Raw genomic sequence first — 23,468 nt, 5'->3', positions numbered from 1 at the left:
ATGAAACTGAAAATATTTACTGCATTTGCCCTAGGAATGGCAATGTGCATAAGCTCCTGTAAAGAAGATTTCCTAGAAGTGACGCCTACCGATAGGGTATCAGATGAAGCTATTGTGGGAGATTCAGTGCTCTTTGAGGCATTTGTAATCAACCGTTACCTTGGTGCCCGGCTTCAGGACAAAGAAGCAGACGGTGTGCCACCCGGGTTTGGGAGAGGCTGGGAATATGCCTTATGGTCTTCCCTGACCGATGAATCCATTTATAGAAGTGATGACAATACCTGGCTTATCCAGCGTGGGCAGCTGGCCCCGGAGAACACAGGCATTGCCGGGTCGCTGTGGGGAAGAAGCTACCGGAGCATCCGGGAGGTGAATTATGCCTTAACTAACAGTGAGAAGGTGGTGATGAGCCAGGCTCATAAGGATCTGCTGATGGCAGAACTGAAGTTTATCAGAGCTTTCCGGTACCATGACTTGATCCGGAACTACGGACGAGTAGTGTTGGTGGGAGACAGAGTAACCCAGTTGAATGAAGATTTAACAGATCCTGCCCTCTTTACCCGTGCCAGCATGCAGGAGAGCATTGCGTATGTCATTGCTCAATTGGATGAAGCCGTTGCCGGATTACCTACTGATAACAGCAACACTTGGCAAAAGGGGAGAGCTACCAAAGGAGCAGCCCTGGCGTTAAAGTCAAGGTTATTGCTGTATGCTGCCAGCCCGCTGTACAAACAGAACGGAAGTCAGGTTACCTGGCAAGACGCAGCTACTGCGGCTAAAGAGGTGATGGCGTTAAACAAGTATAGAATTGACCCGCAATACGCCAACATGTTTATTGCGGAGGAAGGCAATAGCCCCGAGATCATCTTTGCCCGGTACTACAACCTGAACTCCCGGCACACGGCCCTGGAGATTGCCAACGGACCTAACGGGTACGATGGCTGGGGAGGAAACGCCCCTTTGCAGAACATGGTAGATGCCTATGAAATGTCCAATGGCAAAATGATCTCAGATCAAACGTCAGGCTATAATCCGCAGAACCCTTATGCAGACAGAGATCCCCGTTTCTACGCCACCATCCTGTACAATGGTGCCCCGTACCGCGGAAGAGCGGTTGAAACGTTCACGCCCGGCGGGAAAGACAGCAAAGACGGTCCATCTAACTGGAACACTTCCCAGACGGGCTATTACCTGCGTAAGTTCATGGATGAAACCAACCCCATCCAGAACCCTTGGAACGTGGCCGGTCGCCAGCCCTGGATTTATTTCCGCTATGCTGAAATTCTGCTAAACTACGCAGAGGCGCAAAATGAGGCTGTGGGGCCAGATGCCACGGTGTACGAAGCCATCAATCTGATCAGACAACGTCCTGAGGTAAGTATGCCGGCATTGCCAGCCGGGCTCTCCCAGGCTGAGATGCGCGAGCGGATACGGCACGAACGTCAGGTGGAACTGGCTTATGAGGAGCACCGCTTCTACGATGTCCGTCGGTGGCTGATCGCGGAGCAAACTGAGAACGTGCCTGCTTATGGCATGGAGATCACCAAACAGGGCACCAACTTCGTGTTCAACCGCAAGGTAGCGCTGGAAGGACGTAGCTTCCAGAACAAGCATTACTGGCTACCCATTCCTAGAGCAGAGATACAGGCATCCGGAGGAAAGTTAGAGCAGAACCCAGGATACTAGTCTTTAAGTCATTGATCTCCCATGGTGTACAAAGCGCCATGGGAGTTTTTTCGCTCCTAGTCAAACCAACAGGAACTTACTTATGCTAAGACCAATTCTTCGGGGCAAAAATAAATTTTCCCTACCGCTTTCCCATTTCCTGGTGGTTCTCTTGGCACTCGTTGGGTGTTCTGAGGAGGGTTCCAGTGCGGTAAAGGGAGATGCCCCGTCTACCACGCCTGCCGTGAGAGTGACAGCCACCATTGACATCTCCCGGAAATTCCAGCGGATAGACAACTTTGCGGCCTCAGACGCCTGGTCATGCCAGTTTGTGGGAAATTGGCCTGAAAACAAGAAGAATGCCATCGCGGACCTGCTTTTTAGTACTCAGCTAGACGCCAATGGGCAACCCAAAGGCATCGGGTTGTCTTTGTGGCGGTTTAACATAGGGGCGGGAAGCAGCCAACAGGGAGAACAGAGCGGCATCAAAGATGAGTGGCGGCGGGCTGAGTCGTTCCTGGACAATGACGGGAGCTACAATTGGCAGCGGCAAGCCGGGCAGGTTTGGTTTCTGAAAGCCGCCCAGGCGCGGGGAGTCAGCAAGTTTCTGGCTTTTCCCAACAGCCCTACGGTGAATCTAACCCGCAACGGGAAAGCATTTGCCTCCAACGGAACTCCTAATCTGGCCCCAGCCAGGTACGAGGCTTTTTCTGATTACCTGGCTGATGTCATCCAGGGAGTAGAGAGAGTGCACGGGGTCACGTTCAACTACATCAGTCCGGTGAACGAGCCGCAGTGGGACTGGAGCGATGGCGGGCAGGAGGGAACCCCCTTCATGAATGCGGAGGTGGCCGGGATTGTACGGGCCCTCAATACCTCATTGGCCAGAAGAAACCTGACCACCAAAATAGACATCGCTGAGGCGGGCAAAATTGACTATCTCTACCAGGAAGCGGATAAACCCAACCGGGGAAACCAGATTGATGCTTTCTTCTCCAAAAACTCCCCCCATTACGTGGCAGATTTGCCCCATGTCAGCAAGGTGATCTCCGGGCACAGCTATTTCACCACGTCCCCTGCGGGCCAAGCCGTAGCCAGCCGGAAACAACTGGCCAGCAAAGTGGCCACGGTACCCGGTCTGGAGTTCTGGCAATCGGAGTACTGCATTTTGGGCGATAACGCCGGCGAAATAGACGGGAATAAGCGTGTCCTGGGCATTGATCCGGCCATTTACCTGGCCCGCGTTATCCATAACGACCTGGTGGTGGCCAATGCCACGGCCTGGCAATGGTGGCTAGCCATCTCGCCCTACAACTACAAAGACGGCCTCATTTACATCGACCAGAATAAGACCGATGGTAATTTCTATGAAAGCAAGATGCTCTGGGCCTTGGGGAACTACAGCCGCTTCATCCGTCCCGGGGCAGAGCGCGTGGATTTGCAGGTAGCAGGTGACCGCAAAGACGAAAATGACGCTTTGCTAGCCTCGGCTTACCTGGATACCCAGCAAAAGAAACTCATCATGGTGGCGGTTAACCCCAGCATTCTTCCTGTTCAGATGAACATGGAGGTGAAGGGAGCCACAATACGCAACATCATCCCCTATGTAACCTCAGACAAAGAGAATCTCACGCCGGGCAGTCCCCTGCAAGGAAATAAGGAAATAACAGTGGCTCCCCGTTCCGTAATCACCTTTGTGGCAGACCTTCAGCTTTAATGGAACAGAATCGTTTTAAAGGCCTTTTTTCAAAAATACCCTCAAAACGCTAACAGGAGATAAGTGAAACCGGCGAGGAGAAGAGAGAGAAACCAAAGAAGTAAATTCATTAGTTGAATCGCATAATTTGATCTGGATGAAAAATAGATTTTTACTTTTCTTACTGACAACCCTGTTGATCAGCTACGCGCAACCCGGCGTGGCGCAACAGGCCCGCACGAAGGCGCTTTTCAATGACAACTGGAAGTTCTACAAAGGCGACGCAGCCAATGCGGAGAAAGCCGATTTTGCGGATGCCAATTGGCGAAGCCTGGACTTGCCGCATGACTGGAGCATTGAAGGGCCTTTCAGCCAGGAATGGGCGAGTGCCACCGGGTACTTGCCGGGCGGTATTGGGTGGTACAGAAAGACGTTTACCGTAGCCCCGGAACAGCAGAACAAAAAACTCTTCTTGTATTTTGACGGCGTGTACAAAAACAGCGAGGTCTGGATCAATGGGCACCACTTGGGCAAAAGACCCAATGGCTTTACGCCTTTCCAGTACGAGATTACCAATTACCTGAATAAAACTGGGAAGAACGTTGTCTCGGTGAAAGTAGATCACCGGCAGTTTGCGGATTCTAGGTGGTATACGGGTTCTGGCATCAACCGGAATGTCTATCTGGTGGCGGTGCAGCCGGTGCATGTCAGTTTATGGGGAGTAGCGTTCACCACGCCAGAAGTGTCTGCGGCCAGCGCCTTGTCCCAGGTGACGGTTTCCGTGACCAATACGTCCCCCAAAGCGGTAGAGGTTCAGGTGAAAACCGAGCTCCTGGACAAGCAGGGCAAAGTAGTAAATCAGGCCCAGAAACAAGTAAACGTAGGGCAGGGAAAAGAAGCAGAGGCGGCCTTGTCCTTCCAGGTGAAAAACCCTAAACTCTGGTCAGTGGAGCAGCCCAACTTATATCAGTTGAGAGTTTCTTTGCTGGTGAATGGCAAGAAAACCGATGAGGTAACAGAATCCGTTGGTTTTAGAAGTTTTGCTTTCGATGCTAACAAAGGTTTCTCCTTAAACGGCAAAAGCATGAAGCTGAAAGGTGTCTGCATCCATGACGATGCCGGTGCCCTGGGAACAGCCGTGCCCGAGGAAGTGTGGGAAAGAAGACTGATCACGCTCAAAGAAGGTGGCGTTAATTCCCTGCGCATGAGCCACAACCCACACGCCGATTACATTTATGACCTTTGTGACAAACTGGGCTTCCTAGTGCAGGATGAGGCCTTTGACGAGTGGGAAACCGGTAAAAACAAATGGATTGCCGGCTGGAACGTAGGCACTCCCGGCAAAGACGGCTACCACGAGCACTTCAAAGAATGGGCTGACCGGGACCTAGCCGATATGATCCTGCGGAACCGCAACCGGCCCTCCATTTTCATGTGGAGCATCGGTAATGAGATTGATTACCCCAATGACCCGTACTCCCATGAGGTGCTGAATACCGGCAATAACCCGCAGATCTACGGCAAAGGCTACCAGCCCAACAACCCACCGGCCAGCCGTTTGAGTGAGTTGTCCAGGCACTTGGTGGAGGTCGCGAAGAAGTATGATACCTCGCGGCCCATCACCGCCGCTTTGGCCGGGGTAGTGATGTCTAACTTCACCGATTACCCCAAAGTACTGGACATTGTAGGCTACAATTACCAGGAGCACCGCTACCCCGAGGACCACGCCAAATACCCGGATAGAGTCATTTACGGCAGTGAAAACGGCATGCGCCTGAATGCCTGGGCCGCCGTGGATACCAACGCCTACATTTCGGCGCAGTACCTATGGACTGGCATTGACTACATGGGCGAGGCTGGTAAATGGCCCAGCCGCAGCAACGGCGCCGGTCTGCTGGACCTGGCCGGGTTCAAGAAACCCGAGTATTTCTTCCGGCAAAGCCTCTGGTCAGACAAACCGATGGTGTACATAGGCACTTCGGCCGTGCCCAAGACGGAAGACAAAGGCATCTGGAGCCACAGAAGGGCAGACCCCACCTGGAACTGGAAGGCGAATGACAGCGTGCGGGTGAGTTGTTTCACCAACGCCGACGAAGCAGAGCTTTTCCTGAACGGCAAATCGCTGGGCAGGAAGTCCCTGGCCCAAAGTGCCCAACGCGTGCTCTACTGGGACATGGTGTATGCGCCCGGCGAACTGATGGCCAAAGCCTATAAAAACGGAAAAGAGGTAAGCCGCCACGAGTTAATCACCGCCGGTGCGCCAGTTGCCATCAAAGCGAACCTGGACAAAAAAGCCCTGGCCCGGAAAGGAGTAGCCCATGTAGAAATCAACGTGGTAGACAAAAACGGCAACCTGGTGTACGGCGCTGACAATGAAATGACGGTCACCATAGAAGGGCCAGCCCAACTTCTAGGCATGGAAAACGGAAGCCATACCGCCCACGAGAACTACAAATCTGAGAAACGAAAAGTCTTGCACGGCAAACTGTTGGCCTACTTGCAGGCCACGCAGAAACCCGGCAAAGTCAAAGTGACCATCCAGTCGCCGGGGCTGACTCCCCAAATAGTGGAGCTTTCGGTAAAACAGGCCCAAAACGGAATGTCAGGCGGAGCCGGTTCGGCATCAGTTAAATGAAAAAGCCTCCGAAATAAAGCCCGGGGAAACTGTCCATTCGGCACTTACTGAGGCTCTATACAAAGGAGAAATCCTTAGATTGAAGTACCTTTTTATTATTTATTTATAAAGTTTACATGATACGCACGCGAAAGTTACTCACCCTATGTTGCTTCTTGCTGTCACAGTTGGTGGTGGCACGGCAAGGAGTCAATGAATGGGAAAACCCCAAGGTGTACGAGCGCAACAAAGAAAAGCCCCACGTGGATTTCATGCTCTACGCCAATGCGGCAGACGCTCGTAAAAACGACTATAACACCTCGCCTTATCACCAGTCCCTCAACGGAACCTGGAAATTCAGCCTGGTGAAATCAGTGGCTGAACGCCCCATGGATTTCTACAAACCGGGGTTCGATGACAGCAAATGGGCCAACATCCAGGTGCCCTCCAACTGGGAACTGCAGGGGTTTGACATTCCTATCTATACCAATGTGCGCTACCCTTTCCCGGCCAAGCCGCCTTACATTGACCAAAAGTACAATCCCGTAGGCACGTATCGCCGGAGCTTCACCGTGCCTGCCGCCTGGAACGGCCAGGAAGTGATGTTGAACTTCGGTTCCATCTCTGGGTATGGGCGGGTGTTTGTGAATGGCCAGGAAGTGGGCATGACCAAAGCCTCCAAATCACCGGCCGAGTTTAACGTGACCCGTTTCCTGAAAGCAGGCGAAAACCAGCTGGCGGTGCAGGTGTTCCGCTGGCACGATGGCAGCTACCTGGAAGACCAGGATTTCTGGCGTTTGAGCGGTTTGGAGCGCAACGTGTACCTGCAGGCGCTGCCCAAAGTAACCGTGTGGGATTTCTTCCTGAAGCCTGATCTGGACAATACCTACAAGAATGGGGTGTTCTCGGCTGAGGTAGATCTGCGTAAGTTCTCCGGCAAAACCATGGAGAAAGCTTCCGTGCTTTTGGAGTTGTTTGACAAAAACAACGCGAAAACGTTCTCCCAGGAAAAGAGCATCAGCACCAAAGGAACCGGTAAACTGCAGCTCAAATTCAACGGCACCATCAACAACGTACTCACCTGGAACGCCGAGCACCCCAACCTGTATGATGCCGTGATCACCTTAAAAGATGCCAACGGAAAACCCATTGGTGTGACTGGAAGCAAAGTAGGGTTCCGGAAAGTGGAGCTGAAAAACTCCCAGATGTTGGTGAACGGCGTGCCGATTCTGATCAAAGGCGTGAACCGCCATGAGCACGACGATGTGCACGGCCGCGCGGTAACCCGCGAATCCATGGTGAAAGACATTGAGCTGATGAAGCTCTACAACATCAACGCCGTGCGCACCAGCCATTACCCCAATGATCCGCTGTGGTACAAACTATGCGATGAGTACGGCCTGTACCTGGTAGACGAAGCCAACATCGAGACGCACGGCATGGGCGCGGAGTGGCAAGGAAGATTCGATAAAAGCAAGCACCCGGCTTATCTGCCGGAGTGGGCTCCCGCGCACCTAGATCGCATTGAGCGCCTATTGGAACGTGACAAAAACCACGCCTCGGTGATCATCTGGAGCATGGGCAATGAGTGCGGCAACGGGCCTGTTTTCCATGACGCCTACAAGTGGATCAAAGGTCGTGACGCCTCGCGCCTGGTGATGTTTGAGCAAGCCGGCGAAGACTGGAACACCGATATCGTGGGACCTATGTACCCGGGCATCAAAGACATGAAATCTTACGCCGCGGCCAAGAAAGAGCGTCCGTACATCATGTGCGAGTATTCGCACGCCATGGGCAACAGCAACGGGAACTTCCAGGAGTACTGGGACATCATCAACAGCAGCAAGCACATGCAGGGTGGTTTCATCTGGGACTGGGTAGACCAGGGCATCAAAACCAAGAACGACAAAGGAGAGGTGTTCTGGGCCTACGGCGGAGACCTGGGCAGCGATCATTTATACAACGATGAGAACTTCTGCGCCAACGGCGTGGTATCTGCCAACCGCACGCCTAAACCCGGTCTCAACGAGGTGAAGAAAGTGTACTCCGGCGTGCAGTTTAGCGCCAAAGACGCGCAGAAAGGCATCCTGAACGTAACAAACCAATACGGCTTTACTGATCTGAACCAAATCACTTTCAAGTGGCAGCTCATCAAAAATGGCGTGGTGCAGAAAGAAGGTGATTTCGCCGTGACGGCCGCTCCGCTGCAACAGAAAGAAGTGACCTTGCCATTGCCGGCGTTTACCGCCCAACCCGGCGAGGAATACTTCGTGAACGTATTTGCTTACACCAAAAACGCCAACGCGTTTGTGCCAGCCGGCCATGAAGTAGCCCGTGACCAGTTCGCGGTAAATCAGAATGGTTACTTCACCAAAGTATCATCGGAAGGAAAACTCAAAATCAAGACGAAGAAAGACAAGCTGAACTTCACTTCTGGCAGCATCTCCGGGGAGTTTGACCTGACCACCGGGAAATTGACCTCTTTTAGCAAAAACGGCCAGAAAGCGGTAGAGAAATTCCCGGAGCCTTACTTCTGGCGCGCCGCCACAGACAATGACTTCGGGAACAACATGCCGGAAAAACTAGGGGCCTGGCGCAATGCCCACCAGGAGATGAAACTGGTGAACGTGGAAGTTGGAAAGAAGTCGGCCACCGGCCAGCCCATCAAAGTGACCTATGAGCTGACTGACAAGAAGATCCCGTACACGGTTGATTACCTTATCCAGAACGACGGGGCCGTACAGGTGACCGCCTCTATGGACTTGACCGGGAAGGAAATGCCGGAGCTGCCGCGTTTCGGGATGCGGATGGAACTGGAGAAAAAGTACGACAACCTGCAGTACTACGGCCGTGGCCCATGGGAAAACTACAGTGACCGCAAAGCCTCTTCTCTGGTGGGTGTGTACTCAGACAAAGTGGAAAACCAGTACTACCAGCTGTACATCCGTCCGCAGGAAAGCGGAAACAAAACCGATGTGCGCTGGGTGGAACTCACCAACAACGCCGGCAACGGAATCATGGTGGAAGGAATCCAGCCCATCAACTTCACGGCCCTGAACTACCGCGCCGAGGACATTGATGAAGGTCCTAAGAAGATCAACCGCCACCCGGTAGATCTGAAAGAAAGCGATGTGGTGAACCTGCACATCGACCTGAAGCAGCGCGGGCTGGGCGGCGATGACAGCTGGGGCCGCTTGCCGCATGAACCGTACCGCCTGACCGAGAAAAAATACACCTACAGCTACCTGATCAGGCCCATCACCAAAGAAACCTCTAAACTGTCTAAGAAATGAGAAGGTTGGAAGGATTCCTTCTCCTTTTACTGCTGCTGGCGGGGTGTATTTCCCTGCCAGCGCAGCAAAAGGAGGGAAGCGCTGCCCTTATCAAGCCGGGTGAAATCTGGCCCGATACGGATGGCAAACACATCAATGCGCACGGCGGCGGAATCCTTTTCCACAAAGGCATTTACTACTGGTTCGGGGAACACAAGACCGCGGGCCGAGGGGGAAATAGTACCCTGTTTGGGGTAGGGGCCTACTCTTCCAAAGACCTCACTTCCTGGAAAAATGAAGACATTGTCTTGAAAGTAGAGGAAAACGACAGCACTTCTGAGATCATCAAAGGTTGCGTGATTGAACGGCCCAAAGTGGTCTACAACGCCAAGACCAAAAAGTTTGTGATGTGGTTTCACCTGGAGCTGAAAGGCAAAGGCTACGAAGCCGCCCGTACCGGCGTAGCCACCAGTGATAGCCCCACCGGACCTTTCACGTACCTTAAATCTTATCGGCCGAATGCCGGGGTGTGGCCTATCAATGTGCCGTCAAGTCTCCAAGCCAAGAAAGTAGACGAGACCAACCTGAAATGGTGGACCCCGGAATGGACCAAAGAAGTACAGGACGGCCTTTTTATCCGGCGCGATTTCCAGCAAGGGCAGATGGCCCGCGATATGACCGTGTTTGTGGACGATTACGGAAAAGCCTATCACATCCATTCCTCGGAGGAAAACCTGACGCTGCACATCTCAGAACTGTCAGACGATTACCTGTCTTTTACCGGAAAGTGGAGCGTGCTGGCACCAGCCGGGCACAATGAGGCCCCAGCTATCTGCAAGCGCAACGGCAAGTATTACATGATCACCTCGGGCTGCACCGGCTGGGACCCCAACGCGGCGCGGTCCTTCGTGGCAGAGTCCATCATGGGGCCTTGGAAATCCCTGGGAAATCCGTGCGTGGGCGAGGGAGCCGACCTGACGTTTGAATCGCAGAGTACCTACATTTTGCCGGTGCAAGGCAAGAAAAACGCCTTCATCTTCATGGCCGACCGTTGGCGACCCAAGAACCCCATTGACGGCCGCTACGTGTGGCTACCGCTTCTGTTTGAAGACGAGAAACCAATTTTAAGGTGGCAGGATGCGTGGGATTTGAGCGTGTTTGACAAACAGGGCAAAGAAACGAAAGCATCCACTAAAAAGACAAAGCAGCCTTGAGGTAGTTAACTGGCTTCCGCCCGGCCAATTATTTCTGATTTACAAGTTCATCAGCGTAACATGGTTTATCCCCCTTCAACCTTCAGCAAGCTCGCGTATGGCATACTCGCCTTCGCCTTGTCGCTGAGTTCCCTTTCCTGTAGCACTTCCAGAACCGGAGGTGCTTCTTCGGCTTCTGAACCCACCATCACCCACGTCGCAGATGGCTGGGCGAACAACTCGGTGAACGTGGTGGCCTTCCGGAAAAATTCGCTGGTGACGTTTAAAGGAACTCAATACACGGCCTGGTACGGGGCCGACCGTTCGGTGATGCTGGCCAAGCGCAAAAGCGGGGCCGCTACCTGGGAAATCCAGAAGACCAACTTCACTGGAAACGCCGCCGATGCCCACAATACCATCAGTCTCATGGTAGACGGCAACGGTTTCCTGCATCTTTCTTGGGATCACCACAATAACCCCTTGAACTACGCCCGCAGCGTGAGCCCCGGCTCCCTGCAGATGACGGAGAAAATGCCCATGACAGGCCAGCGCGAAAAAGTAATCTCGTACCCCGAGTTCTACCGGCTACCCAGCGGCAACCTCATGTTCTTCTACCGCGATGGCGGCTCGGGCCAGGGCAATCTGGTCATCAATTCCTATGACACCGGCACCCAGCAATGGACGCAACTGCACAGCAACCTCATCAACGGCGAAGGGAAACGCAACGCCTATTGGCAGGCTTACCTGGACAAGAACGGCACCCTGCACGTGTCCTGGGTGTGGCGCGAGAGCCCTGATGTAGCCAGTAACCATGACCTGGCTTACGCCCGATCTCTGGACGGCGGAAAGACCTGGGAGAAATCTACCGGCGAAAAGTACACCCTGCCTATCACCGAAGCCACCGCCGAGAAAGCCCTGGCCATTCCGCAGAACAGCGAGCTGATCAACCAGACCTCCATGGCCGCCGATGAGCAAGGGAATCCCTTTATTGCCACGTACTGGCGGGAGGCGGGCTCCACCATTCCGCAGTACCACCTGGTGTACCATGACGGCAAAACCTGGCAAAAGCTGGAGCTGGATTTCCGGAAGACGCCTTTCAGTCTGAGCGGGGTAGGCACCAAACGCATTCCCATCGCCCGGCCCCAGATCATGGTGAAAAATGCCGGTGCCAAGGCCTCGGTGCTGATGATCTTCCGGGATGAGGAAAGAGGCAGCAAAGCCTCGGCACTCATCATCAACAAACTGTCCGACCCCAAATGGACTATCCTGGATTTAACGCCTGGTTCGCTGGGTTCCTGGGAGCCCACCTATGACACCGAGCTTTGGAAGGAAAAGCAGATCCTGAACCTGTTTGTGCAGAAAGTGGAACAGGTTGACGGCGAAGGCCGGGCCACCATCCCGCCGCAGCCCATTCAGGTGATAGAATGGAAGCCGAAATTCTAATGAGCCGTTTTCGGCCTGTTTTCCGAAAAGAACCTATAAACTGGGGCCTCCCCGCATTGACGTAAACATGATTCAGAAGAAAGCCTATTGTACCTTCCTGCTGCTGCTCAGTTTCTGGGCAACAAGTGCCGTCGCCAAACCAAAACACCCGCTGTTGCCTAAATCTGAAAAGGAGGTGTTGGAACACCTGAACAAAGCAAACACCTACTGGCAAAACTCCAACCCCACGCTAGGTTGGGCCTTCTGGGATGTGGCCGCTTACCACACTGGCAACATGGAAGCCTACAAAGTCACTAAAAACGAAGCCTACCGCCAGTACTCAGAGGCCTGGGCCGAGAAAAACCAGTGGATGGGCGCTAAGTCCACGAACAAAGCCGACTGGAAATACAGCTACGGAGAGAAAGACGACTACGTGCTCTTCGGAGACTGGCAGATCTGCTTCCAGACCTATATTGACCTGTACTGCCTGGATGGCGCGAAGGACGACCGCAAAATCGCCCGGGCCCGCGAGGTCATGGAGTACCAGATGAGCACGCCCAGAAACGATTACTGGTGGTGGGCCGATGGCCTCTATATGGTGATGCCCGTCATGACCAAACTGTACCGTGTAACCGGCAACAAACAGTATCTGGAGAAGCTGCACGAGTACCTGACCTACGCCAACTCCATCATGTATGACGCCGAGGAAAAACTCTACTACCGCGATGCCAAGTACGTCTACCCCAAACACAAAAGCGCCAACGGCAAAAAAGATTTCTGGGCCCGCGGCGATGGCTGGGTGTTTGCCGGTTTAGCCAAGGTATTGCAGGATCTGCCCAAAAAAGACCCGCACCGCAAAGAATACGAGCAGCGCTTCAAAGACATGGCCACCGCCATCGCCCGCTCGCAGCAGCCCGAAGGCTACTGGACCAGAAGTATTTTAGACCCGGCGCACGCGCCCGGACCGGAGACCAGCGGTACTGCCTTCTTTACCTACGGCTTTCTGTGGGGCATCAACAACGGCCTGCTGGACAAAAAGGAATACCTGCCCGTGGCGGCCAAAGGTTACCATTATCTGACTAACACCGCGCTTCAGCCCAACGGAAAACTTGGCTACGTGCAGCCCATTGGGGAGAGAGCCATTCCGGGGCAGGTAGTGGACGTGAACTCCACCACCGGTTTCGGGGTAGGGGCGTTCCTGCTGGCCGCTTCTGAGATGTACCGTCTGCTGGATTAAGAACAACCTAAGAAGGCGGTTTTAGAAGCGTTTTTGCGAAATCGGCTTAAAACCAGTTTAGGGGCAGTTTTGCTATTTTAGTGCATAAACGGGAAAGGTGTTGCCGGAGCCTCCGGCGCGGTCTTCCCTCAATTTCTAACGTTTCTTTCGCTCCCATGAAGTATCGTGTACGTGTTCTTTTGCTGGTGGTGTTCTTGTTTTCCGGTTCCCTGTTGCGGGCCCAAACGCAGCCAAATGCCCCAGCAGAAACTGGCAAGAACGTCTTTCAGGTGGTCAACCCAGATTTCAAGGTGAGCCCCCACACGGGCATGACCCGCCAGCACTGGCTGGACGCGGCGCAGTATCTGTTGACGGGCGCTTTCCAGTACGTGAAGACGGTGGAAGACCCCATGGTGTTCCCCAAACAGCCGGGCAAAAGCTATCCGCGCGACGGCGTACACACGCCCACCGAAATGCTGGAAGGCCTCTGCCGCACCCTGTTTGTGGCCGTTCCGCTGCTCAAGGAAAACCCCAACCTGGAAATCAACGGCATCAAAGTCGCCGATTATTACCGCCGCCAGCTGGTGAAACTGACGGAACCCAGCAGCCCCACTTACGTGAAACCGCGCGCGAAGGACGGCGGCCCGAGCCAGATTCTGGTGGAGTTCGGCGGCTTGGCCGTGTCGCTTTTCTACGCGCCCGATGTGCTCTGGAAACCGCTGACCGCCCCGCAGAAAGAAGCGCTCTCCAAGACCATGCTCAGCTACGGCGATGGTCCCACCATTGGCTCTAACTGGCGCTTCTTCAACATTTTCGTGCTGAGTTTCTTCAAGGAGCAGGGCTATCAGGTGAACGAGAAGCTGATGCTGGAGTACCTGGACAAGTCGCTGGAGCAGTACCGGGGCCAGGGCTGGTACAATGACAGCCCCGCCTATGACTACTACAGCATGTGGGCCTTCCAGATGTATGGACCCCTGTGGTCAGAGTTCTTCGGGAAGAAGCATTACCCCGCGTACGCCGCCAAGTTCCAGGCCAACTTCAACGACCTCCGCGACAATTACCCGTACCTGTTCAGCCGCGACGGGCAGATGATCATGTGGGGCCGCAGCATCGCCTACCGCTTTGCCGCCGTGGTGCCGTTCCCGCTCATGGGCTTGGCCCAGAAACCAGATACCAACTACGGCTGGATGCGCCGGATCGCCTCCGGTGCCATGCTCCAGTTCCTGCAAAATCCAGATTTTATGGCTTCAGACCAAATCCCCACCCTGGGTTTTTACGGGGCCTTTGAACCAGCCGTGCAGATCTACAGCGCCCGCGCCAGCGTGTTCTGGATGGGCAAAGCGTTCCTGGGTTTGCTGGTGCCGGAGGGCAATCCGTTCTGGACCGCCGAAGAGAACGAAGGTGCCTGGGAGAAAGAATTGGCCAAAGGCAACGTGTACCACAAATTTCAGGAAGGCTCCAAGATTCTCATCACCGATTACCCCAACATTGGCGCCGCCGAGGTACGGGCCTGGTGTCATGAAACAGTCGCTAAAGACTGGCAACTGTTCCGGTCCACCGAGAACTACAATCGCCTTTCCTACAACAGCGCTTTCCCGTGGCAAGCTGATGGTCCTAACGGCGAGGTAGCCATGAACTACGTGATCAAAAACCAGAAAAACGAGTGGGAAGCCCTGCGGCTCTTCACCTTCAAGAAGTTTGAAAACGGCATCTACTACCGCGATGCGGTGCTGGAAACCAACGATCAAATCAAACTGAACCTCGCCGACATTCCGCTGCCTAACGGCATCCTGCGCCTTGACCTGAACACCAGCACGCAGGCCGCTCCGCTGCGGCTGGGCCATTACGCCTTGCCCCGGTTGAAATCTGCGATCAGAAAAGAAACCAAGAAAGTGAAAGGCCACCAAGTGCAGATCATTGACAACGGTGAGTACCAACTGGCCATGGTGACCCTCAGCGGCTGGGACGGGCTGGAGACCGTCAACGCCACCGGGCTGCACCCCGTGAGCAAGGAAAGCACCGTTATCAACGCCACTGATCAGTTCCGGCCAGAGCAGAAGAAAGAAGCGTACGCCACCCTCATGCTCTGGAAGAAATCTGGGGAGAAATGGACCGATGACGAGTTGGTGCCCGTGAAGAAAATAGCTTCGGCGGCTGACGGAAAGACGTTTACGGTCTCTTTTCGGAAAGGAGCCGCCAAAACGGTTCGCTTTGAGTAGGAAGAGGCAGTGTAAACAGAATAGTTTGGCAAGTGCGTTTTAGGGCCGAAATTCCCAAAACACCTTCAAAACAGGAAGAGGCTCAATCGGTCTTATCAGGAAATTAGAACTCGGGAGCAGATGAACAAATGGTGCGGACTTCTTTTAAGTATATTGGCGCTGGGGCAGTTTGCCTGCAGCCAGCGGCAATTTGCCTATCGGCCAGATGTTCAGCCGCCGGCTGGGATGCCCGGTTATACGCTGGTCTGGCACGATGAATTCAACGGGAAAGGCCAGCCGGACAGCACCAGTTGGGGCTATGAACTCGGGTTTGTGCGCAACCGGGAACTGCAGTGGTACCAGCCCCAGAATGCCACCTGTTCCAAAGGAGTGCTCGTGATAGAAGGAAGACGCGAGAAGCTGGCGAACCCCAGGTTTGAGGCGGGTCACCAGGACTGGCGGCACCACCGCGAATTCGCGGAATACACCTCGGCCAGTCTCCACACCTTGAACAAGAAATCGTTTCAGTACGGAGTTTTTGAAATCAGGGCCAAAATAGACACCGCTCTGGGCATGTGGCCCGCCATCTGGACCTTGGGCGTTTCCAGGAACTGGCCCGCCAATGGCGAGATTGACCTAATGGAATTTTACCGCGTGGATCATCAGCCCACCATTCTGGCCAATGCGGCCTGGTCCGATGCAAACCGGCGCGCCGTGTGGGACGGTGCCAAGGTTCCGTTTTCGCACTTTCTGGCCAAAGACCCGGAGTGGGCGCAGAAGTTCCACCTCTGGAAAATGGACTGGATCGAGGCTTCCATCAAACTCTACCTGGACGGTGAGTTGCTGAACGAAATCGACCTCACCAAAACCCTGAACCCAGACGGTTTCAACCCATTTCACCAGCCGCATTACCTTTTGTTGAACCTGGCCATTGGCGAGAACGGCGGAGACCCGGCCCGCACGGCTTTCCCCCGAAAATATGAGGTAGACTACGTGCGGGTGTACCAGAAAAAGTAAGAAGGCTCTAAAATTTGAAAGCTACCCGATTGGGGCTTTGATCGTGTTTTTAGTAAAATAGGCATGAACCAGACAAAAGAGGTACGAGTGATTTGCAAGGCCATGTTCGTGGCAATTTTGTTGCTGGCCGTGGTTTCCTGTTCACCCGCTTCCCAGCACAAAACAGGCAAGCAGGAAAGCGGCTGGAAACAACTCTTCAACGGCAAAGACCTCAAGGACTGGATCGTGAAAATTCACCACCATGAAGTGGGAGACAATTACGCCCAGACGTTCCGGGTGAAGGACGGCGTGTTGCAGGTGAACTATGATGATTATCAAACTTTTAATGAGCGCTATGGACACCTGTTTTACAAAACCCCGTTTTCCTCTTTCCACTTGAAATGGGAGTACCGCTTCACAAACCAGTGGCTGAAAGATGCGCCTTCCTACACCTACCGCAACAGCGGCATCATGTTCCATTCCCAGAGTCCGCAGTCCATCCTGAAAGAGCAGGATTGGCCTATCTCCGTGGAGTTTCAGTTGCTAGCCGATGCGGGAGACGGAAAACCCCGCCCCACCGGCAACATGTGCTCCCCGGGTACCGATGTGGTGTACGCGGGCAAAATAGATGACCGGCACTGCATCAACTCAACCTCGGCTACTTACCCGTGGGATCAGTGGGTGAAGGCCGAGCTGATTGTGCTGGGCGATTCCCTGGTGACTCACCTCATCAACGGCGACACGGTGCTGCAATACACCCGTCCGCAGATTGGCGGCGGAGTAGCCAACAACTATGACCCGGCCGTGAAGCAAGATGGCAAGCCCCTGACAGAGGGGTACATCGGGTTGCAGAGCGAGGGCCAGGGAATTGAGTTTAAAGACATTATGATCAAAAGATTAGACTAGCACTTTCCCGGAAGACGAGGCCCTCCCGTTTTAAGGGTGTTTTCCAGAAAAGAGACCTAAAACCGGCGAGACAAGTTGTGGGCTGTACCAGCAAAATGGACCCGAAGTAGCAGTGAAGTACCCCGGAAGTGCCTGCAGGATGCGCCAGACACTTCTGATAAAAGAACGAGCATTGACACCCGCATCAGAAGTTTACCCTTTACCCTAGTAGTTTACGTGAAAATGAAGCAACCCAGGCCCAGAATTTTATTTTTGATTTTTATGCTACTGCTCAGCTTAACCGGGCAAGCGCAGCAGCTCACCGGAAAGCCCGGCACCTTTACCGTTGGCAACAAGGAGTTCCTGCTCAACGGCAAACCCTTCGTGATCAGAGCCGCCGAGTTGCATTATCCCCGCATTCCGCGCGAGTACTGGGAGCACCGCATTAAGCTCAGCAAGGCCATGGGCATGAACACCATCTGCATCTACCTGTTCTGGAACCTGCACGAGCAGCAGCCGGGCCAGTATGATTTCAAAGGCCAGAACGATGTAGCCGAGTTTGTGAAACTGGCCCAGAAAAACGGCATGTACTGCATTGTGCGGCCCGGCCCCTACGTGTGTGCCGAGTGGGACATGGGCGGCCTGCCCTGGTGGCTCCTCAAGAAACAGGACGCCCAGGTACGCACCCTGCAAGACCCGTACTTCATGGACCGCACCAAACTGTTCCTGAAAGAGGCGGCCAAACAACTGGCCCCGCTGCAGATCCAGAACGGCGGCAATATCCTGATGGTGCAGGTAGAAAACGAGTACGCTACCTTCGGGGATGAGCAGGCCTACATGGAAGCCACCCGCGATGCCGTGCGCGAGGCCGGTTTTGACAAAGCGCAGCTTTTCCGGTGTGACTGGCCTTCCAACTTCAACAAATACAAACTGGACGGCGTGGCCACCACGCTCAACTTTGGGGCGGGTACCAACGTTGACGAGGCCTTCAAGAAATTCCAGGAACTGAACCCCACCGCGCCCTTGATGTGCAGCGAGTACTGGTCCGGTTGGTTTGACCATTGGGGCCGTCCGCACGAGACCCGCTCGGTGAGCAGCTTCATCGGGAGTTTGAAAGACATGATGGACCGCCGGATTTCCTTCAGTCTGTACATGGCCCACGGCGGCACCACCTTCGGGCAGTGGGGCGGGGCCAACGCGCCACCCTACTCGGCCATGGCTACTTCCTATGACTACAACGCGCCGGTAGGCGAGCAGGGCAACACCACCGAAAAGTTCTTTGCCGTGCGCGATCTGCTCAAAAACTACCTGCAGGAAGGCGAAACGCTGGGCGAGATCCCGGCCGCCAAGTCCATCATCGAAATCCCCGCGTTCAACCTGACCGAGAGTGCGGCTTTGTTCGCCAACCTGCCCGCGGCTAAAAAGACCGAGCGCATTCAGCCCATGGAGAACTTTGACCAGGGCTGGGGCCGCATCCTGTACCGCACCACATTGCCCGCCTCGGCCTCCGGCCGAAAACTACTGATCACCGAGGTGCATGACTGGGCCAACGTGTTCCTGAACGGCAAATCCATTGGCAAGCTGGACCGCCGCCGCGGCGATAACACCGTCACGCTGCCGGCCTTTAAAGGAAACGCGCAGCTGGATATTCTGATAGAAGCGACCGGCCGCGTGAATTACGGGAAAGCCATCATCGACCGCAAAGGCATCACCGAGAAAGTGGAGTTCACCGATGGCAAGCAGACCACCGAGCTCAAAAACTGGCTGGTCTACAATTTTCCGGTGGATTATGAATTCCAGAAGAAAGCGAAGTTCACGAAGGGAGACGCGAACGGCCCGGCCTGGTACCGCGGTTCGTTTGACCTGAAGGAAACCGGCGATTCGTTCCTGGATGTGAGCAAATGGGGCAAAGGCATGGTGTGGGTAAATGGGAAGAATCTGGGCCGTTTCTGGAAAATCGGGCCGCAACAGACCTTGTTCGTGCCGGGCGTCTGGCTCAAGAAAGGCCGCAACGAGGTGATTGTGCTGGACGTGGACAAACCCGAGGGCACCACCATTGCCGGGTTGAAGGAACCGATTCTGGACCAGCTTCGGGCCGATGAGTCGCTGCTGCACCGGGCCAAAGGGCAGGAGCTGAGCCTAACCGGGGAGAAGCCGGTAGCCACGGGATCGTTCCCGGCGGGCAGCGCCTGGCAGGAGGTGAAATTCGACAAAGCCGTGCAGGGCCGCTACCTCTGTTTTGAGGCGCTGAGCTCGCAGAAATCCGATGACCCGTACACCTCCATCGCGGAGCTGGAACTGGTGGATGAGAAAGGAAACCCGGTGTCGCGCCTCAAATGGAAAGCCATCTACGCCGACAGTGAAGAGGTGACCGCCTCCAACAACGCCGCCGACAAGGTGTACGACCAGCAGGAATCCACGTTCTGGCACACGCAGTACTCCGGAGACAAGCCCAAACATCCGCACCACCTGGTGCTTGACCTGGGCGAAAACGTGACCGTGAAAGGCCTGCGTTACCTGCCCCGCTCAGACAAGAACACCGGCGGCATGGTGAAAGAGTACCGCATTTACCTCAAGAGCAGCCCGTTCAAGCTGTAAGGCAGAATGAACAGTTCTCAAATCCCTGGAAAGGAGGCGTGTCAGTCTCCTTGCCAGGGATATAGCATAAAAAGCAAACTGTGCTGTTTTGGGAGTCTTTTCCTGAAAACGGCTTAAAAACCGCGCTGCCCCGGCAGAGGTACTTCTGACCCAACTGCGCCGCTACGTTAGATTTCAATCATCAGCTATGAACAAACCACTTTCCAGAAACCTGCCTATGAAATGCGCCGCTTTCTGCCTTGCCTTGGGACTGTTTTCCTCGGCCTGCTCCCCGCAGGTGGGCACCACTTCTGAATCGGGCCGAAAAAGCACCCGTACCGAGGAAAAAGCTCCTCAGGAGAAATTCAGCGCGTATCTTTTCACCTACTTCACCGGCAACAGCAAAGCCGAGGAGTCCATCCGGTTCGCCATCAGCCAGGACGGCTACAATTTCCGGGCGCTCAACGGGAACCAGCCTATCCTCAATTCGGCCCAGATCAGCTCCACCGGCGGCGTGCGCGATCCGCATATCCTGCGCGGTGCCGATGGCAAAACCTTCTACATGGTGGTGACGGACATGGTATCGGCGAACGGCTGGAGTTCCAACCGGGCCATGGTGCTGCTCAAATCCACGGACCTCATCAACTGGACTTCCAGCGTGGTGAACATCCAGAAAAGGTTCGCAGGGAACGAGAAACTGCTGCGCGTGTGGGCTCCGCAGACCATCTATGACCCCGAGGCCAAAAAGTACATGGTTTACTTTTCCATGAAGCACGGCGATGACCCGGATAAGATCTACTACGCCTACGCCAATCCGGATTTCACCGATCTGGAGTCTGAGCCCAAGCAACTGTACTTCAGCCCCACCAACGGGGCGGCCATTGACGGTGATATTGTGCTGAAAGACGGTAAGTACCACCTGTTCTTCAAAACCGAGGGCGAGGGTTCGGGCATCAAGATCGCCGTGTCTGATAAGCTGACTGGCGGCTACGTTTTGCAGGACCGCTACGTGCAGCAGACCAAAGACCCGGTAGAGGGAGCGGGCGTGTTCAAGCTGATAGACGAAGAAGGGTATATCCTGATGTACGACGTGTACACCAAAGGCAAGTACCAGTTCACCAAAACCACAGACCTGCAGAACTTCACGGTAGTGGACAACGACGTAACCATGAACTTCCATCCGCGCCACGGCACGGTCATTCCCATCACCGCCCAGGAATCTGAGGCCCTGGTGCGCCAGTGGTTGCCGGCCGGCGAGGTGTTGCTTTCGGCGCAGGCCAAGGAGTTGAAGAAAAATAACCTCTTCCTGGACTCCGCGAAAAGAACCCTGCATCTGCCGGTTAAACCGGGCACCGACCTCAGCGCTTTCGATCCGGGGTTTGTTTCTTTGCCGGGGGTAAAAGTCTCCCGTTCTGCGGCCGATTTCACCAAAGGGGCCGTAAACTACACCGTGGAGATCAAGGGGAAAGAGCCGCAGACGTTTGCGGTTACCGCGCGCGAAGACCATAACACCGTGCTGGAAGGCTATTACGCCGATCCGGACATCATTTATTCTGAGAAAAACGGCAAGTATTACCTGTACCCCACCAGCGATGGTTTCACCGGTTGGTCGGGCACGTATTTCAAGGCCTTTTCTTCTGAGGATTTGGTAAACTGGAAAGACGAAGGCGTGATTCTGGATCTGCCCAAGGACGTGAGCTGGGGAAAACGGAACGCCTGGGCCCCGGCCATCATCGAGAAAAAAATCAACGGTCAGTACAAGTACTTTTTCTACTTCACCGCCGCCCAGAAAGTTGGCGTAGCAGTTTCTGACAGTCCTACCGGTCCGTTCGTGGATTCCGGGAAACCGTTGGTGGATGCGTTGCCCAAAGGCGTGACCGGCGGCCAGCAGATTGACCCCGATGTGTTCACCGACCCGAAAACCGGCAAAAGTTACCTGTACTGGGGCAACGGCTACATGGCCGGTGCCGAACTAAACGCCGATATGGTGTCTCTCAAGCCCGGTACTACCAAAGTCATGACCCCGGACAAAACGTTCCGGGAAGGAACCCACGTGCTCTACCGCAACGGGACTTACTACTTCCTCTGGTCTGAAGACGATACCCGCAGCGAGAACTACCGCGTTCGGTACGGGACTTCTTCCTCGCCGCTGGGCAAGATCACCGTTCCGGCCAACAACCTGGTCATCGCCAAAGACCCGGCCTCGGGAATTTACGGCACGGGCCACAACTCCGTAATTCAGGTGCCCGGCAAAGACGAGTGGTACATTGTGTACCATCGGTTCAACTACCCCAAAGGCATCACCATGGGCGATGCCGCCGGCTTTAACCGTGAAGTCGCCATTGACCGTATGGAGTTCAACCCAGATGGCAGCATCAAACAGGTAACTCCCACCCATGAGGGAATAAAGGGACTCAACCGTAAATAAGAAGGCAAGCAGTGCTCCTTTTTGCAGGAGAGCCGCCCGTTTTGTGATAATAAACGCGTCAGGTACTTTACCCGGCTTTTTCAAAAAGGAAGCTTAAAACAGAAGTAAGACGATAGCACCTCGTTTCTGTTTTGAGCTTCCTTTTTACTTGTAGTACGGCGAAAGCGCTTTGGGCCTGTTTTTGGAAAAACAGGTCCAAAGCGCTTTTTATGCTAATCCATGGATGTGGTTCTACTCAAGCTATTGGTGGCATTTGAATGATTGGTAGTTGTTTAAAAAGTATGATGCTTGTCTTTCTGACTATTACGGTAGCAAAACATGATGTTTAAAGCAGCCAGATGGTTTTCTTTCATTTTGGAGAAGCAGGTGGTTTTTCTCACAAGCCTTCTGTTGCTGGCCCTGATACACGTATTGACACCCTCTCTGTTTTTAGTGCAGGCCCTTGCCGATGGTGTGCTTTTCCGGAGGCGGTACTTTCATAGGCCAGTATTTCGTCTGTTTCCGGGCTGTAGGCATAAGGCAACCAATATTTACCTTTCCTGCGTTTGCCGACAAAGCCCCATGCTTCGTCTATTTGGACAGCATTTGTAATGCTTGCAGGCCGGGTGAATACGGAGCCTGTTTCCCTGCCGGCACAGGTTGTACAGAATGCACTCCCTGCTTTCCCCGAGCAACTCCCCGATATCCCGGACACCACCGTTACGCTCCAGAAGCCGCAATGCCGGCACAGCAAGTTCTGATTTCCATTCTTTTCCTTTCCGTTCCTTGCTACCTTACTGCTCTGGCAGTGGGGGCAGTTTATCTTGGTGAGAATCTCGCACACCTCATCTCCTTAAACCCTTCGCTGCCAGCTTTTATCCCATCATACCTTTTAAACCACTGCCCAGCATTTATTTAGAATCTAACTTATAAGTCATAATTCTTTATAAATAATTAGAAATAATTTTCAGTGCATGGGGCACTTTGGCTTAATTTCTTCTTTACTCCCTTAAGGAGGATTCATTAGACGGTTTCATCTAAAAGACAGCCCTACGAGGTTGTGTGTTAGAGCCAAGATTCCGAAATGGAAAAGGTTTTCCTTATCATACGGCTCCGATGTAGTCTTTTAGATTCATTCAAATTTATGTTAACGCAAAGCTATTGAAATGTGAATCTGCAATTACTCTCTTTGCTGATGAAAATTCTAGGGTAACCTCAATGACTTACGCTAGATAAAGGTTTTGCTTTAGGGGCGAATAGTAGGGCAGATGTTCATTAAAACCTAGGATTTTAGAAATAGTAACAGTTAGTCTTAGATGTCTAAATC

Annotated in this window: 13 protein-coding genes; 12 read left to right on the top strand and 1 reads right to left on the bottom strand. The window is 53.9% G+C overall.

Annotated elements, in window-relative coordinates; all coding sequences use genetic code 11:
- Positions 1-36: 36 nt before the first annotated feature.
- The 12 genes from H7U12_RS05590 (at position 37) to H7U12_RS05535 (ending at position 22,162) form a co-directional block, all read left to right on the top strand.
- Positions 37-1,686: a RagB/SusD family nutrient uptake outer membrane protein gene (locus tag H7U12_RS05590; protein WP_241749168.1), complete on the top strand. Its 1,650-nt coding sequence runs from the start codon at positions 37-39 to the stop codon at positions 1,684-1,686.
- A gap of 82 nt (positions 1,687-1,768) precedes the next feature.
- Positions 1,769-3,382 (top strand): glycoside hydrolase, encoded by a 1,614-nt coding sequence (locus H7U12_RS05585; protein WP_186634234.1) that lies wholly within the window; start codon positions 1,769-1,771, stop codon positions 3,380-3,382.
- A 136-nt stretch (positions 3,383-3,518) separates the two neighbouring features.
- A complete protein-coding gene (locus H7U12_RS05580) occupies positions 3,519-5,996 on the top strand; it encodes a sugar-binding domain-containing protein (RefSeq protein WP_186634231.1) in 2,478 nt (825 codons plus the stop codon).
- 116 nt (positions 5,997-6,112) lie between these two features.
- Positions 6,113-9,268 carry a glycoside hydrolase family 2 TIM barrel-domain containing protein gene (locus tag H7U12_RS05575; protein WP_186634228.1) on the top strand — a complete coding sequence of 1,052 codons (3,156 nt, stop codon included), beginning with the start codon at positions 6,113-6,115 and terminating at the stop codon, positions 9,266-9,268.
- Positions 9,265-10,461, top strand: coding sequence for a glycoside hydrolase family 43 protein (locus tag H7U12_RS05570; RefSeq protein WP_186634225.1), 1,197 nt, complete (start codon positions 9,265-9,267; stop codon positions 10,459-10,461). The genes H7U12_RS05575 and H7U12_RS05570 overlap by 4 nt, the downstream gene beginning before the upstream one ends.
- Before the next feature lie 60 nt (positions 10,462-10,521).
- Complete coding sequence (locus H7U12_RS05565) at positions 10,522-11,883, top strand: BNR repeat-containing protein (RefSeq protein ID WP_186634222.1); 1,362 nt, start codon at positions 10,522-10,524, stop codon at positions 11,881-11,883.
- A 67-nt stretch (positions 11,884-11,950) separates the two neighbouring features.
- Positions 11,951-13,099: a glycoside hydrolase family 88/105 protein gene (locus H7U12_RS05560; RefSeq protein WP_186634218.1), complete on the top strand. Its 1,149-nt coding sequence runs from the start codon at positions 11,951-11,953 to the stop codon at positions 13,097-13,099.
- Between the two features lie 155 nt (positions 13,100-13,254).
- Positions 13,255-15,297, top strand: a complete 2,043-nt coding sequence (locus H7U12_RS05555) for a DUF2264 domain-containing protein (RefSeq protein ID WP_186634214.1) — start codon at positions 13,255-13,257, stop codon at positions 15,295-15,297.
- Between the two features lie 120 nt (positions 15,298-15,417).
- Positions 15,418-16,293 (top strand): glycoside hydrolase family 16 protein, encoded by an 876-nt coding sequence (locus tag H7U12_RS05550; RefSeq protein ID WP_186634211.1) that lies wholly within the window; start codon positions 15,418-15,420, stop codon positions 16,291-16,293.
- 63 nt (positions 16,294-16,356) lie between these two features.
- Entirely contained in the window at positions 16,357-17,178 is an 822-nt protein-coding gene (locus H7U12_RS05545) for a 3-keto-disaccharide hydrolase (RefSeq protein ID WP_241749166.1), read from the top strand.
- A 261-nt stretch (positions 17,179-17,439) separates the two neighbouring features.
- The gene (locus tag H7U12_RS05540; protein ID WP_206683878.1) at positions 17,440-19,755 is read left to right on the top strand and encodes a beta-galactosidase; all 2,316 of its coding nucleotides are present in this window, start codon (positions 17,440-17,442) and stop codon (positions 19,753-19,755) included.
- Between the two features lie 187 nt (positions 19,756-19,942).
- Positions 19,943-22,162: a family 43 glycosylhydrolase gene (locus tag H7U12_RS05535; protein ID WP_241749165.1), complete on the top strand. Its 2,220-nt coding sequence runs from the start codon at positions 19,943-19,945 to the stop codon at positions 22,160-22,162.
- A gap of 376 nt (positions 22,163-22,538) precedes the next feature.
- Here the strand turns inward: H7U12_RS05535 and H7U12_RS22965 are convergent, their stop codons facing one another.
- Positions 22,539-22,985 (bottom strand): IS1/IS1595 family N-terminal zinc-binding domain-containing protein, encoded by a 447-nt coding sequence (locus H7U12_RS22965; RefSeq protein ID WP_186634208.1) that lies wholly within the window; start codon positions 22,983-22,985, stop codon positions 22,539-22,541.
- Positions 22,986-23,468: the final 483 nt, after the last annotated feature.

The organism is Rufibacter sediminis, assembly GCF_014269285.1.
Taxonomy (GTDB): domain Bacteria; phylum Bacteroidota; class Bacteroidia; order Cytophagales; family Hymenobacteraceae; genus Nibribacter; species Nibribacter sediminis.
This window is presented reverse-complemented; position numbering and strand designations above follow the sequence as displayed.